This window comes from Pandoraea commovens (assembly GCF_024704525.1).
GTDB lineage: Bacteria > Pseudomonadota > Gammaproteobacteria > Burkholderiales > Burkholderiaceae > Pandoraea > Pandoraea commovens.
The window spans coordinates 2,649,903-2,664,423 of record NZ_CP102780.1; the positions used below are offsets into that span (position 1 = coordinate 2,649,903).

The 14,521-nt window shown below is 62.5% G+C and carries 15 protein-coding genes; 12 read left to right on the forward strand and 3 right to left on the reverse strand.

From position 1 onward, the window contains the following. Positions 1 to 176: 176 nt before the first annotated feature. A complete protein-coding gene (locus NTU39_RS12290; protein ID WP_257960079.1) occupies positions 177 to 1,082 on the reverse strand; it encodes a LysR family transcriptional regulator in 906 nt (301 codons plus the stop codon). A 167-nt stretch (positions 1,083 to 1,249) separates the two neighbouring features. Between NTU39_RS12290 and NTU39_RS12295 the strand changes: the two genes are divergently transcribed. Further along, a complete protein-coding gene (locus NTU39_RS12295; protein WP_150666420.1) occupies positions 1,250 to 2,161 on the forward strand; it encodes an alpha/beta fold hydrolase in 912 nt (303 codons plus the stop codon). On the opposite strand, the gene NTU39_RS12300 is transcribed toward NTU39_RS12295, so the two are convergent. Then, positions 2,145 to 2,849: an SDR family oxidoreductase gene (locus NTU39_RS12300; RefSeq protein WP_257959914.1), complete on the reverse strand. Its 705-nt coding sequence runs from the start codon at positions 2,847 to 2,849 to the stop codon at positions 2,145 to 2,147. The genes NTU39_RS12295 and NTU39_RS12300 overlap by 17 nt on opposite strands. Before the next feature lie 144 nt (positions 2,850 to 2,993). Between NTU39_RS12300 and gcvA the strand changes: the two genes are divergently transcribed. Beyond that, positions 2,994 to 3,908, forward strand: a complete 915-nt coding sequence (gene gcvA, locus NTU39_RS12305) for a transcriptional regulator GcvA (protein WP_257959915.1) — start codon at positions 2,994 to 2,996, stop codon at positions 3,906 to 3,908. Positions 3,909 to 4,036: 128 nt separating this feature from the next. On the opposite strand, the gene NTU39_RS12310 is transcribed toward gcvA, so the two are convergent. Then, the gene (locus NTU39_RS12310; protein ID WP_257959918.1) at positions 4,037 to 5,269 is read right to left on the reverse strand and encodes an MFS transporter; all 1,233 of its coding nucleotides are present in this window, start codon (positions 5,267 to 5,269) and stop codon (positions 4,037 to 4,039) included. A gap of 112 nt (positions 5,270 to 5,381) precedes the next feature. Here NTU39_RS12310 and NTU39_RS12315 point away from each other — a divergent pair, with 112 nt between their 5' ends. The 10 genes from NTU39_RS12315 (at position 5,382) to NTU39_RS12360 (ending at position 13,952) form a co-directional block, all read left to right on the forward strand. Continuing rightward, a complete protein-coding gene (locus tag NTU39_RS12315) occupies positions 5,382 to 6,356 on the forward strand; it encodes a LysR family transcriptional regulator (RefSeq protein ID WP_257959919.1) in 975 nt (324 codons plus the stop codon). A 91-nt stretch (positions 6,357 to 6,447) separates the two neighbouring features. Then, the gene (locus NTU39_RS12320; protein WP_150739695.1) at positions 6,448 to 7,062 is read left to right on the forward strand and encodes an LON peptidase substrate-binding domain-containing protein; all 615 of its coding nucleotides are present in this window, start codon (positions 6,448 to 6,450) and stop codon (positions 7,060 to 7,062) included. 103 nt (positions 7,063 to 7,165) lie between these two features. Further along, positions 7,166 to 8,041, forward strand: coding sequence for a ParB N-terminal domain-containing protein (locus NTU39_RS12325; RefSeq protein ID WP_257959920.1), 876 nt, complete (start codon positions 7,166 to 7,168; stop codon positions 8,039 to 8,041). A gap of 2 nt (positions 8,042 to 8,043) precedes the next feature. Next, positions 8,044 to 8,715, forward strand: coding sequence for a GntR family transcriptional regulator (locus tag NTU39_RS12330; RefSeq protein ID WP_150666425.1), 672 nt, complete (start codon positions 8,044 to 8,046; stop codon positions 8,713 to 8,715). 149 nt (positions 8,716 to 8,864) lie between these two features. After that, positions 8,865 to 9,419 carry a tRNA adenosine(34) deaminase TadA gene (gene tadA, locus NTU39_RS12335; RefSeq protein WP_150666426.1) on the forward strand — a complete coding sequence of 185 codons (555 nt, stop codon included), beginning with the start codon at positions 8,865 to 8,867 and terminating at the stop codon, positions 9,417 to 9,419. Next, positions 9,416 to 10,351, forward strand: a complete 936-nt coding sequence (gene ldcA, locus NTU39_RS12340) for a muramoyltetrapeptide carboxypeptidase (RefSeq protein ID WP_150666427.1) — start codon at positions 9,416 to 9,418, stop codon at positions 10,349 to 10,351. The genes tadA and ldcA overlap by 4 nt, the downstream gene beginning before the upstream one ends. 354 nt (positions 10,352 to 10,705) lie before the next feature. Then, positions 10,706 to 11,650: an allantoinase PuuE gene (gene puuE, locus NTU39_RS12345; RefSeq protein ID WP_150666428.1), complete on the forward strand. Its 945-nt coding sequence runs from the start codon at positions 10,706 to 10,708 to the stop codon at positions 11,648 to 11,650. Positions 11,651 to 11,800: 150 nt separating this feature from the next. After that, the gene (gene uraD / locus NTU39_RS12350) at positions 11,801 to 12,334 is read left to right on the forward strand and encodes a 2-oxo-4-hydroxy-4-carboxy-5-ureidoimidazoline decarboxylase (protein WP_246184749.1); all 534 of its coding nucleotides are present in this window, start codon (positions 11,801 to 11,803) and stop codon (positions 12,332 to 12,334) included. Between the two features lie 57 nt (positions 12,335 to 12,391). Next, positions 12,392 to 13,417, forward strand: a complete 1,026-nt coding sequence (gene alc, locus NTU39_RS12355; protein ID WP_150663413.1) for an allantoicase — start codon at positions 12,392 to 12,394, stop codon at positions 13,415 to 13,417. A 1-nt stretch (position 13,418) separates the two neighbouring features. Then, a complete protein-coding gene (locus NTU39_RS12360; protein WP_257959921.1) occupies positions 13,419 to 13,952 on the forward strand; it encodes an ureidoglycolate lyase in 534 nt (177 codons plus the stop codon). Positions 13,953 to 14,521: the final 569 nt, after the last annotated feature.

A 14,521-nucleotide genomic window follows, 5' to 3' on the forward strand; every position in this document is an offset into this window, starting at 1 on the left:
GTATCGCCGTAGCGTTATCGCAACGCTCTTGCTCCGAAGCGTGCTTACGGGGCGGTTAGTCGCCCCCCTCCAAAAGACTCCGGGCCGAACAGCACGGGCCGTTTGTTGAAGTACCGTAAGAAGGACGGGCGGGCGCACTGGCGTCCGCCCCGTTGCGTTGGCCGAGCCGACGTCGGTCATGCCAACGGCGAAGCGGCATCCCGAAACCACCCCACCAAAAAATCCGCCAGCGCACGCGTCTTGGCAGAGAGGTGACTCTTCGTCGGATAGACGAGCTTGATATCGGCGGCAGGCAACGTCCAATCAGTCATCACAGTGCGAAGTTGCCCGGACGCCAGATACGGACGGATGTCCCACATCGACCGGATCAGCATGCCGTGACCGTTCAGCGCCCACGTCGTCGCGGCCGCCCCGTCGTTGGTGCTGAGCATGCCGCGTACTTTGACCGTCTCCTGACGATCTGCCTGACGGAAGTGCCACGTGCCGTAGGTCTCGTCGCTCTCGCGAATCACGATGCATTGATGTGCCGTTAGGTCCGATGGCTGCACTGGTTCGCCCGCTGTGGCGAGATACATCGGCGACGCGCACAACACCCGTGCATTCGGCATCAACTGCCGCGCCGTCAGTCGCGAGTCCGGTAAGTCGCCAAAACGGATCGCCGCATCGAACCCTTGTTCAACGAGATTCACCGGACGGTCCGTCAGATGCAATTGCACTTCCACCTCCGGATACTCGCGCGCAAACGCGGACAGCGCCGGGGCGATGTGCGTCCGCCCGAAACCGAGCGTTGCCGCCAGCCGGAGCAGACCGCGAGGCGACGACTGTGCACCGGTCACCGCATGTTCCAGCGCCTCCAGCTCACCGAGAATACGTGCGCCGTCCTGCAAGTACATGTCGCCCTCGGGCGTGAGGCTGATGCGTCGTGTCGTACGATGCAGCAATCGCACGCCAAGTCGGTGTTCAAGTTGCGCGAGCCGACGGCTTACCGCCGGTGGCGTAATGCCCATCTGCTGCGCAGCGGCTGCCATGCTGCCTTCTTTCATGAGCGTCGCGAAAAAGCGCAGATCGGAAAATCCGTCGATTGACATGGCAATTCGTGTCCTGCAATTAACAATGAAGTGATTCTGAGTCACTTTATGTCGTTTTGCATCAAATATAGGATGTGCATGACATGTGGCCGAACGCGAATGCCGCGAAGGTATCGCGCGTATCGCACCGAACCCGCACGCAGAAAAAGGTAAAAGGGTCTATGACTTCCCAAGCGCTGTTCCCCGGCTTCACCGCCTATCGTTTGCCGACGCCTGACGGCCAGCACATTCATGCGTTGACGGGCGGCAGTGGCCCGGCGCTGCTGATGCTCCACGGCCACCCGCAAACGTCCGCGATCTGGCACAAGGTTGCGCCGACCCTGGCCCAGCATTTCACGCTGGTACTGGCCGACCTGCGCGGCTACGGGGACTCGGCCAAACCTGCGGGTGACGCCGATCATGTGGCTTACAGCAAGCGCGTCATGGCGCTGGATATGGTGTCCACCATGCAGGCGTTGGGGCATTCGACGTTTTCGGTGTTGGCGCACGATCGCGGGGCGCGCGTCGCGCATCGACTGGCGGCGGATCATCCGGATATCGTCCGGCGCATGGTGCTGCTCGATATCGCGCCAACCCTTGCGATGTACGAACAAGCCAGCGACGCCTTTGCGCGCGCCTACTGGCATTGGTTCTTCCTGATTCAGCCCGCGCCATTGCCTGAGCGCCTGATCGAAGCCGATCCGGCGGCGTACCTACGCGATGTCATGGGACGTCGGAGTGCTGGACTCGCGCCGTTCGATCCGCGCGCACTGGCGGAGTACCAGCGATGCTTGTCGCTGCCGGGCGCAGCGCATGGTGTGTGCGAGGACTACCGGGCCGCAGCGACGATCGATCTCGATCACGACCGCGCGGATCGCGAGGCCGGACGTCGATTGTCCATGCCGGTGTTGGCGTTGTGGGGTGAGCAGGGCGTCGTGCACCGCTGCTTCAAGCCGCTCGATGAGTGGCAACGGGTGGCATCCGATGTGCGCGGGCACCCGCTGCCTTGCGGCCATTACATTGCGGAAGAAGCGCCGGAAGTGCTGCTGGCCGACGTCCTCCCTTTCCTGCTCGACGTCACACCGAGCGCGTAAGGCCGCCGTCCACGCGAATGTTCTGGCCCGTGATGTAACCGCCACCCTCAGACGCCAGGAAGGCCACCGTCGCCGCAATTTCTTCGGCTTTGCCATAACGCTGCATCGGCACGCTTTCGCGGCGCACGTCCTGCTGCGGCAGGCTGTCGATCCAGCCCGGCAGAATGTTGTTCATGCGGACGTTGTCCTTCGCGTACTTGTCGGCAAACAGCTTCGTGAACGATGCCAACCCCGCACGGAACACGGCCGACGTCGGGAACATCTCGCTCGGCTCGAACGCCCATGCCGTCGAAATATTGATGATCGCGCCCGCCCCTTGCGTTTGCATGATCGGCGTGACGAGACGCGTCGGGCGGATCACGTTCATCAAATACGTATCCATGCCGCGATGCCAGTCCTCGTCGCTGATCTCGAGGATGGCAGCGCGCGGGCCGTGGCCAGCACTGTTCACAAGCACGTCGATACGTCCCCAGCGTTGCATCGCGAGATCGACCAGTTCCTTGAGCGATTCGTTGGACTGATTCGAGCCCGTCACGCCAACGCCCCCCAGTTCAGCCGCCAGCGCCTCACCCTTTCCGGACGACGACAGAATGCCGACCTTGAAGCCGTCCGCTGCGAGGCGTCGCGCTGCCGCCGCACCCATGCCGCTGCCACCGGCTGTAATCAATGCCACTTTTTCTACTGTCATGCTGCTATCCTCCGATGACGTCGGGTGCCGCTCTATCGGCACGTCAGACGGGTTAACACTGTTCGTAAGTGCTCAAAGCGTAACACTGTGCGATCTGGCCGACGAATCAGATTTCGACACTTTACTCAGTAGAAAAATTACACCATGACGGAAGCCATCGGCCGATTGCCGTCGCTCAACGCGTTGCGTGCTTTCGAAGCGGCGAGTCGGCATCTCAACTTCCGGCTCGCGGCGGAAGAACTGGGCGTGACGCAAGGCGCAGTGGCACAGCAAGTGCGCGGCCTCGAAGCAGAGTTGGGGATGAAGCTGTTCGAGCGGCATCCGCGTGCGCTGTCGCTGACCGAGAACGGACGACGCTACGCAAGCGGGGTGCGACGCGCTTTCGAGATGCTGACAGAAGCGACGCAAGCGCTGCGTCCGGAACCGCTGCGGCTGACGATCAGCGTGACGCCGACGTTCGCATCGAAATGGCTGATCCCCCGACTGCCCGCATTCCTTGAAACGCATCCCGACATCGATCTGCGTATCCTCGCGACGGACCGGTTGTCGCACTTTCAGGCAGACGCTGTCGATCTGGCCGTTCGCTACGGCCGTCCGCCGTTTGGTGGTGGGCTTGTCGTGGAGCCGTTGTTCGAGGAGGCGCAAGTCGCGGTCGCGAGTCCTACCGTGATCGCCGCCGCCGGTCATCCTGGTAAAGCGGATGGCTCCGGTAGCCCGGGGAGCCTGCGAGGTCATGCCTTGCTTCACGACGCCCACAACGCCTGGCCGCAGTTTCTCGATCTCACGTTACCGAACGCTCAAACCTCGGAAGCGAAGAACGTACGGTTCAACCAGACGGCGCTGGCCATCGATGCCGCCGTCGCCGGACAAGGACTGGCGCTCGCACATCGCGACTTCGTTGCAGCGGATATTGCGGCGGGCCGTCTCGTGCGGCTCTTTGATACCGAACTGCGTACGGGGGCGGGCTTTTACATCGTGTATCCCCGCCGAACCCGGCACGCCGCGCAAATCGCCGACGTACACGAATGGCTTTTGCGGGAGACACGCAACGCGCGCTGACGCGGCGTTTTTTTTGCAAGGACCACGTACGTCGTCAATGTCGCCTTCCGATGTCAATCTGCCTCACGCGCTCAATCGCCTGCTGGAGGACGGCAGCTTCCGCAGGCTGAGGCGTGCGTGGTTGCAGCCTAGTGCGGCGTGCGCGGCGCAAATCCGTGGCGTCGTGCGGCGAACGCGACGAACCACGCAGCGAGTGCAAGCGTCACGAGGACATGCGGCAGTGCTGCGGCCCCCCACGTCGACAGCACGGCACCGCCCAGCACGCCGCTGGCGGCGAACGAGAGATTGAAGACGGTCACGAGCATCGACTGCGCCACGTTCTCGTGCTTGCCTGCGGCGTTGCCTAACGCGGTCTGCAAGATCGTCGGTGCGCCGCTGAAGCTCAGTCCCCAGAGCACAGCACCCGCCATCAGCACGGGCCACGAGGTTGACCAGCCGCCAAAGGCGACGATCACGACGACGAACGTTGCCAAGGCCGTCAACACGAGTCGGCGCAGCCAGCGGTCCACCCACAGGCCGACGCCCCAGAGCCCGACGAGCGTGAAGATGCCGAAGATTGAGAGCATCGTCGCGAGCCGTCCGCTCATGCCGGCCGACGCAAGAAACGGTGCGATGTACGTGTAGAGCGTGTAATGCGCGACGACCCACAGCATGACCACCGCAAGCACCGGACGCACGCCCGGCAAACGCAATACGTCCATCACGGAGGCGCGGGCTGCGGGGGCGCTGGTCGCGTTGCCATCAGTCACGTCCGGCACGATCAGCAGCATCCATCCGATGAGGATCAGGGCACACGCCGACAAGCCGCCGAAGACCCAGCGCCAGCCGATCAGGTGGCCGAGGGTCGTGGCGGCGGGAACCCCGACCGCAAGCGCTAGCGGCACGCCGAGCATCGCGAACGCGAGCGCGCGACCTTGTCGTGACGGACTCACGAGCCGTCGTGCGTACGTGGCGATTTCACTCCACGCGAGCCCCGTTGCGAGTCCCACGACGAAGCGTGCGGCGAGCGTCAGCACAAAGTCCGACGAGAGTGCCGTGACGGCGTTGCACACGGCGAAGCCGAGCAGGGCGACAACGAGGACTGTGCGACGCGACCAGCGGTGCATCAGCACGGTGAGCGGCACGGCCCCGAGGCCTGCGCCCAACGCACACAGCGTGACCATCTGACCGGCCCAGGATTCGGAAATGTGAAAGCTGTCCGCCAGTTGCGGTAGCAATCCGGCGGGGACGGTCTCGTTCGCTGCGGCGACAAAGGTCGCGAGCATCAGCGCGGTGAGCGATGCCCAAGCGGTGGCGTCGCTCTGTTGTTTGTCGGATGTTCGAGGGGATGAGGGTGGGATGGCTGGCGAGGAAGCGGACATGGTCGGGGGTCGAGCGTGAGTGTCCCGGGGGACGATGCGACGTAGTCTGCCGATGCGCGTTGTATTTGATAATCTGTCGCCAATTTGAATGACTTTCAAAACCGGATAGAAAATGGCGACGGACAGACTGGGCGACATGCGCCTGTTCACCACGGCCGCGACGCTGGGCAGCCTCTCGGCGGCTGGACGCAAGCTGGGGCTGTCGCCTGCGGCGGCGAGTGCGCGGCTCGCGAAGCTGGAGGCGTCGTTGCAGACCCGTCTTTTCGTCCGCACGACGCGTCAGCTACGGCTCACGGAGGAGGGGCGCGTCTACTTGTCGCATTGCCTCGTCGCGTTGCAGGCCATCGACGATGGCGAGGCGGCGCTTCAGGCGGGGTGCGAGGCGATTCGGGGGAAGATCCGGCTGTCGGCATCGACCGATTTCGGCACCCATAAGCTCTCGCCGTGGTTGGATGCGTTCGTCGAGTGTTACCCGGACATTCGGCTATCGCTGACGCTGACCGACTCGATCTCCAATCTCGTGCAGGACGATGTGGACATCGCCATTCGCTTCAGTGAGCCGGAGGACGGCACGCTTGTGGCGCGTCGTCTTGCGCCGATGTGCCGTGTGCTGTGTGCTTCGCCGGACTATCTGGCGCGCTACGGCGAGCCGGAAACTCCGGACGCGCTGGGGGCGCATCAGTTCATCGTGCTCGTCACGTCCTCGGGGCCACTCAACGAATTCCATTTTAAAAAGGACGAGGCGACGTGGCAGTTCTCCGTGCCGATGGCGCAGGCGTGGGAGACGAACGACGGCACGATTGCGCGTCGGTGGGCGCTCGACGGCCGGGGTATCGTTCGCAAGACGTTGTGGGATGCTGCCGACGACGTGCGCGCCGGGCGGCTGAAGATATTGCTGCCGACATTCGTTGCACAGGAGGCCGGTGTGTATGCGGTGCGGCATCGCACGCGTTATATGGTGCCGCGCGTGCGTGCCTTGCTCGACTTCCTGATCGAGCGTTTCGCGCAGGAGTCGGCCACGTTGCCGGACGTTTGTCTGGTGCGGCATGGGAGCGAAGCGGGCATCGTGGCGTCCGAGGCGCGCTAGGTCTTCGCGGCGCCAGACCCGGGCGTTCCGGGGCGTTGGGGTGACGCGGCACATGACACTTACAGAGGACAACTTCATGTCATCATATGGCATGGCACAGATCCCGCTCTTCCCGCTCGGCAACGCCTTGTTCCCTTCCGGGGTGTTGCATTTGCGCATCTTCGAGGTGCGCTATCTCGACATGATCAAGCGATGTCTGGCGGACGGCACCGAGTTCGGTGTCGTGGTGCTGCGACAGGGCAGCGAGGTCAGGCTGCCGGACAGCGTCGAGGAGCCCGCGATGATCGGCACCATGGCGCGTATCGACGACTGGCGTGCCCCCATGCCGGCTTTGCTCGAACTGGTGTGCCGGGGCACGACCAAGTTCCGGCTGTCGTCTGTCGAGCTGGGCAAGTATGGGTTGTGGATGGGCGAGGCGGAGATGTTGCCTGCCGACGACAGCGTCGCTATTCCCGACACGCTGCAAGTCAGCGCGGACACCCTGGGCAAGCTGATCGCCGGGTTGCAGCGCGATCCGGCTCGCGCGGCCAAGTTGCCGCTGGCGCCGCCGTACCGTCTGGACGAGTGCGGCTGGGTGGCCGACCGTTGGGCCGAACTACTGCCGTTGCCTGCGCATGAGAAGGAGACGTTGCTGGGTATTGCCGATCCGGTGGCGCGTCTGGCCCGGATTCAGGCATTTCTGACGGACCACGGCGTGCTGTCCTAAGCGCGCCGGGCGATTTCGTCAATCCCGGCCGGACAGGCGATAATGTCGCCTGCCCAGATTTTCCATGTCGTTGCCTCGGGCGACGGCATCGTCACACACACTCATGACAGTCCAGATTAACCAAGAACTCAAGGCGTACATCGATCCGCTCACGCCTGACGAATACGCCGCCCTCGAACAGAGTCTGCTTGCCGAAGGTTGCCGCGACGCGCTTGTCCTGTGGGGCGACGTGCTGGTCGACGGCCACAATCGCTACGAGATCTGCCGCAAGCACGACATCGAATTCCGCACCGTCCAGAATTCGACGTTTCAGTCGATGGACGACGTGCATCTGTGGATGATCGACAACCATCTGGGGCGTCGCAGCGTTTCCGATTACCAGCGCGGCGTGCTTGCCCTGCGCAAGAAGACGATTCTTGAGGGACGAGATACCCCGGACGCACCGGCGGCGGCCTCAGAGCCGACGGCACCTGCGGGGGGCGACGCATCGGCACCGGAGGCGGACGGATCGAAGTCGTCGATCCCGGCGCACACCATGGCGCTCACGCGTGCAGCGCTGGCGCGCGCGGCACGATTGTCGAGCAATACGCTGGGGCAGATCGAGCAGATCCACAATGCGGCGGCGCCGGAGTTGGTGGACGCGGTCAAGCGCGGTGAAGTGTCGATCAATGCGGCGGCGGCTGTGTCGACTTTGCCGCAGGCGGCGCAGGTTGCAGCGGTGGTGGCGGGCAAGCAGGAGTTGCGCGAGCTGGCGCGCTCCGTGCGTGAGGCGCGTCCGGTCAAGCCGCGCAAGAAGAAAGAGGAAGAGATCGTCGAAGAGGATGACGGCACACCGCCGTGGGACACGAGCGTCGATCCGTCCGATGAGTTGACGCGGCTATCGAAGGAACTCAAGGCGATGACGGCCGAGCGCGATGCGCTCAAGAAAAAGGTCGCCCATCTCACCATCGCGCTGGCCGAAGCGCGCGCGGGCAAGTAAATATGCGAACCCCCGGACCTCAGGCGCTCCATCAGGCCATCCGCGACACGCTGCGAGACGAGATCTTGCATGGCGTGCTACCGGGCGGGTTTCAACTGCGTCAGGAAGCCTTGGCGGAGCGTTTCAATTCGAGCCGGGTGCCGGTACGCGAGGCGTTGCGTCAACTGGAAGCGGAGGGGTTGGTCACGCACCATCTGAACCGTGGCGCGACAGTGGCGAGCATCAATCTTGAGCAGTTATGCGAGATGCTCGACATTCGCGTGGCGCTCGAATGCCATGCCGCCAAGCTGGCGGTGCCGAATATGGCGGAGCGTGATTTCCAGTTGATGGAGCAGATCCTGGCCGAGTATTCGGCATCCGAGGTCGTCTCCGAATGGGCGGAATACAACCGTCGTTTCCATCTGGCGCTTTCGGCACCGGCGAACAATCGCCGTCTGCGGATCCTGATCGAAGAGTATTGCCTGAATACCGACCGTTATTCGCATTTGGCAATGTCGCAGGCGACGGGCAAGGTCAAACCTCAGCACGATCATTACGAGATTCTCGCGGCCTGCCGTCGGCGCGATGTGGCGGCGGTTGTCTCGATGCTCGAGGCGCACATCCTTACCACGCGCAACGAGATCAAGGCGCTGGCCCGCGACGATCTCAGCTTCCTGTCGCGCGCATCGTTCTGACGTCGCGAGGCGACCTGGCCGTTACAGTCAGTGCGTGAATCGGCTGCAAGGGGCTGTGCGAGAATAGCGCATTGCCGCTTGCGGCCAACTGCGTTGGCATTAGCGAACCGCTGCGGCCATATGCACTTTCGCAACTTTCAAGACGTTTCATGAACCGAGATTTACCCGCGACCGACGAGACCTACATGGGACTGGCGCTTGCTCAGGCCCGCGCCGCGATGGTGCAGGGAGAAGTGCCGGTTGGTGCCGTAGTCGTCTGTGACGGGCAGGTGGTCGCCGTCGGGCACAACTGTCCGGTGGGCGGTCACGATCCGTCGGCGCATGCTGAGATGCAGGCTTTGCGTGCTGCGGCGCAGGCGCTGGGCAACTACCGTCTTCCCGAATGCGAGTTGTACGTGACGCTTGAGCCGTGCGTCATGTGTGCGGGTGCGATCATGCACGCGCGCATAAAACGGGTCGTGTTCGGAGCCTCCGACCCCAAGACGGGGGCGTGCGGTAGTGTCGTCGACCTGTTTGCGGAGCCGCGACTTAACCATCACGCCGACGTCGTCGGTGGCGTCATGCGCGACGAGTGCGTCGGCATTCTGCAAACGTTTTTCAGCGAGCGTCGCGCGGCAGCGAGAGCGCGTCGTCTGGCTCAGTCGTCGCCGGCGGCCGAGGTGGCTGGCGATACTTCCGTCCCCCCATCGGAAACTTCCAATTGACGCAGACTCGTCTTATCGAACTGATTGCGCCGTCCGGGTACGCTCCGGATTCCGACGTTGCCACGCGCGGTATTGCGGCGCTGGAGCAACTCGGCTACACCGTCGGGAATCGCGATGTGACGTCGCGTCGCTTCCTGCGTTTTGCGGGCACCGATGCCGAGCGCGTCGCGGAGATCAACGATCTTGCGCGGCGTGATCATCCGCTGCCGGACATCGTGCTCGCGATGCGAGGGGGGTACGGCGCGGTGCATCTGCTCGACCAGTTGGACTACAAGGCGTTGCATGACCGGTTGTGCGGCGAGCGCGTCGCGATCGTCGGGCACAGCGATTTCACTGCATTGCAGCTGGCGTTGTTATCGCAATCGCATGTGACGACGTTTGCGGGCCCGATGCTATTGGCCGACTTCGGGGCAGAGACGTTGAGCGAGTTCACCGTATCCCAGTTCCAGTCGGTGTTGCAGTCCGAGTCGCACGTAGTCCAGTGGACGGGGGACGGTGCGGGTGGCGACATCGATGTATCGGGTACGTTGTGGGGTGGCAATCTGGCAATGGTGTGCAGCCTGATCGGCACGAGATACCTGCCGCAGATCGATGGTGGTGTGTTGTTCGTGGAGGATGTGAACGAACCTCCGTACCGTGTCGAGCGCATGTTGTACCAGTTGCATCAGTCGGGCGTTCTGGCGCGTCAGCGTGCGTTGGTGATGGGCGATTTTTCTCAGTATCGTCTGAGCGACTACGACAATGGCTACGACATGGCGACCATGGTGGAGAGCATGCGCCGGGTCATCGGCATCCCGATCGTCACGGGCATGCCGTTCGGTCATTGCCCCGACAAATTGACGTTGCCGGTGGGTGGGCAGGCCAAATTGTCGACGTCGGGTGCGCAGGTCACGCTCACGCTTACGGGATATCCCTATATCGCCGGGGCATGAACGAACGCCGGGTGCGCGGGCATCCGGAAATGTCGGAATCACGAGAAACTGAAGCACGCCGGGAGGATTTCGTCGCCCGGCGTGCTTTTTTGTTGTCTGGAAGAATGCCGTGACTTTGCTGACGTTGAGGGTGGTTTGGCGGGGGTTTGAATGGAATTGCCGCACGGGATGTTGGCGGGAAAATGTGTGCCGCGTGTGCTTTCGGTGGGGCGATCCGTCGCGTTGACGGTGCTGTTGCGGGGGCGACTATATGTTTAAGCGCAGCCTGAATATCTGAATATGGCTATGTTTCGTGCGGATGTATTTGGCTAAACTTCTTCGATCGTTCCGCCATCAGAAGGATGCCAAGACATCATGGCCAGCAGCAACGCGAATTCCAAGGATTATCCCCGCGACCTTATCGGCTACGGCCGTCATGTCCCGTTTGCCGACTGGCCGGGACGTGCGCGCATTGCCGTTCAGTTCGTGCTGAATTACGAAGAGGGCGGCGAGAACTGTGTATTGCACGGTGACAAGGCGTCCGAGCAGTTCCTGTCCGAGATCATTGGCGCGGCCGCCTACGAGGCCCGTCACATGAGCATGGAATCCATCTATGAGTACGGTTCGCGCGCGGGCGTGTGGCGCATCTTGCGCGAGTTCGAGCGTCGGGGCTTGCCACTGACTGTGTTCGGCGTCGCGATGGCCATGCAGCGTCACCCGGAGGTGACGGCCGCGTTCCAAGAGCTTGGGCACGAGATTGCATGTCACGGCTGGCGCTGGATTCACTATCAGAACATGGACGAGGCGACCGAGCGCGAGCACATGCGCATCGCTATCGACATCTTCAAGGAAATGACCGGCAGCGCGCCGTTGGGTTGGTACACCGGCCGCGACAGTCCGAATACTCGTCGTCTTGTCGTCGAGCAGGGCGGATTTGTGTATGACTCCGACAACTATGGCGACGACCTGCCGTTCTGGGCGCAGGTGCAGACCAGCAGTGGCGATGTCAAGCCGCACCTTGTGGTGCCGTACACGCTTGACACCAACGACATGCGCTTTGCTGCGCCGCAGGGCTTCAATACGGCGGACCACTTCTTCCATTACCTGCGCGACGCGTTCGACGTCTTGTACGCCGAGGGCGATGAAGCGCCGAAGATGCTGTCGATTGGCATGCACTGTCGGTTGCTGGGCCGTCCGGGCCGTTTCGCGGCGTTGCAGCGATTCCTCGATCACATCGAAAAGCACGATCGCGTGTGGGTCTGCCGTCGCATCGATGTGGCGCGCCACTGGCAAGAGCGCCATCCGTTCGTGGCGGCGTGAGCGGGCGATTGAATCGCAGATCAGGTAGTTGATAGGGCGTTCATGTCCAGAGGGACGTGACGCCGACATCGAATTCGAATCCGACAGGCGTCATCGGGCTGCGCGAAGCGTGCGGCGGGGCGCCACCTTTGTTCTCCAGGAGAGCAGTTAATGAACGCCCCGTTGCCTATGACCCAACGTACCGTTGCCGAGCTGTCGGCGCTACCGCGCGCCGAGTTCATTGCCGCGCTCGACGGCATTTTCGAGCATTCCCCGTGGGTGGCCGAAGCGGCATGGGAAGATCGCCCGTTCGCAACCGTCAATGCGCTGCACGACGCCATGTGTCAGGCCGTGATCGATGCGGGTGAGACGCCGCAACTCGACCTCATCCGTGCCCACCCGGAGCTGGCTGGCAAGGCGGCCGTGCGTGGCGAACTGACTGCCGAGTCGACGCGTGAGCAGGCGGGTGCTGGACTGGACCAATGCAGTGCAGAAGAGTTTGCGCGCCTGACTGAGCTGAACGACGCTTACAAGGTCAAATTCGGCTTCCCGTACATTCTGGCCGTGCGCGGTCATACCCGCAGCAGCATCATCGAGAACTTCGCTACGCGTCTGGAGAACAGTCGTGCGGACGAAATTGAAGAATGCCTGCGCCAGATTTTCCGTATTGCTGGTTTCCGGCTGCAAGACCTCGTGCGCGACTGAGTGTACGACACCGTTATATCTCAAGTTTCAGACATTACCGAGCATCAAGGAGTTGGCATGGCTCTCGTCCCGCAAGACCCGAACGCACCGGACTTCGTGCGCCGTTATGTGAATCTGGCCGACCCGCGTCTGGGTGCTGAGGCGCTCGTCGCCACCGACGAATTCTTCGCGGCCAAAGAGCGCATGCTCAACCCGGAACCGGCTGTCTTCATCCCGGGCAAGTACGACGAGAACGGCAAGTGGATGGATGGTTGGGAGACGCGTCGCAAGCGTGTGAACGGCTACGACTGGTGCATCGTCAAGCTGGCGCGTCCGGGCGTGTTGTTCGGCGTAGATCTGGACACGAGCCACTTCACGGGCAACTTCCCACCGGCGGCGTCGCTGGAGGGCTGCTACAGCCCGGACGGCGCACCGAACGAGTCGGCCGAATGGTTCGAACTGTTGCCGTCGACCACGTTGCAGGGCAACTCGCACCACTACCATGCCATCACGCAGCAGCGCGCCGCGACGCACGTACGCGTGAACCTGTACCCGGACGGTGGGCTGGCGCGTTTGCGCTTGTATGGGTTGCCGCAGAGCGACTGGGCGGGCCGTTCGCGTGATGAGTTGATTGATCTGATTGCGATGGAAAACGGCGGCTACGTGGTGGCAGCGAACAACCAGCACTTCGGTTTGGCGTCGAATCTGTTGATGCCGGGCCGTGGCGTGAACATGGGGGATGGGTGGGAGACGCGTCGTCGTCGTGAGCCGGGCAATGATTGGGCGATTATTGCGTTGGCGCAGCCGGGTGAGATTGGCAAGATCGAAGTGGATACGGCGCACTTCAAGGGCAACTTCCCGGACCGCTGCTCCATCCAGGCGGCGTACGTGACGGGTGGCACTGAGCAGTCGCTGATTACGCAATCGATGTTCTGGCCGGTGTTGTTGCCGGAGCAGAAGTTGGCGATGGACAAGCAGTTTTACTTTGAAGAGCAGGTGCAGAAGTTGGGGGCGATCACGCACATCCGTTTCAACATCATTCCGGATGGTGGTGTGTCGCGTCTGCGTCTGTGGGGGCGGTTGAGTGAAAAAAAGGGAGCGTGACATGGTGGGACCGGCATTGAAGATCGAGCGATTGACGCGAGAGGCGTTTGAGCCGTTCGGCGATGTGATCGAGTTGGAGGGTGCGAAGCATTTCGCGATCAATGGCGGGACGACTGAGCGATTCCATGATTTGGCGACGGTGGATCTGGGCCCGGAGGGTGGGCGCACGTTGGTGAACGTCTTCCGTGGACAGCCGAGACAGTTGCCGTACGAGGTGAAGATGTTGGAGCGTCACCCGTTGGGCAGTCAGGCGTTCATTCCGTTGAAGACGACGCCGTATCTGGTGGTTGTAGCTCCGGCGGGCGAATTGGACGTGAGCAAGATGCGTGCGTTCGTCTCGGATGGCTGGCAGGGTGTGAACTATGCGAAGGGCGTGTGGCATCACCCGTTGTTGGCGTTGGATGAGGTGAGCGACTTCGTGGTGGTGGACCGGGGTGGAGAGGGACACAACTGTGACGAGCAGGATTTGCCGGGAGTGTATTTGCTGACGCGGGCTGAGTTGGATGCGGTGCAGGGAGCGCAGAAGGCTGCGTGAAGAATGAAGTCAGTGGGACAAAAAGACGCCGGGCGATGCTCGGCGTTTTTTATTGGGCCAAAGAAAGCGGAGTGAGGCGCCGAGGAAAGTGGTGAGGCGAGTAGAGGGACAGGAAACGTGTGGGCGACGACACGGCCGTCGCGCAGCAGTTGCGGAGCACGTGCGGGGCGGGTGTGGCGTCGCGACTACGCTGGAGAAGAGCGGTGTCGACGGGACTGGTGGCGTCGAGAAAGGAAGCGGGAAGCGGGCGGTGTCGGTTGAGGCACTGGGTGCAATGAGGGAGACGGACCGGGGCGCCTTTCTGCAGCGAGTTGGGTTTACGTCTGAGCGGCGGAAAGGGGCCCCGGTCCGTTAGGGGGAAGGTTTTAGGGGCCGGGGGTAAACACAACAGTCTGAGTCGAAACCCAACTCCTATACTTCGAAACACCGATCTGGTGCGAGGGAGGTGGAGCAGGAGGGCGGGCGCACCGAAAGCGTGCGCAGAGCGTTAAAAGGTTGGAAAAGGATAGAAAAAGGGCGGAAAAACAGCTCGGGCATGGATATTGCTCGATCTCGACACAGCAATCTGC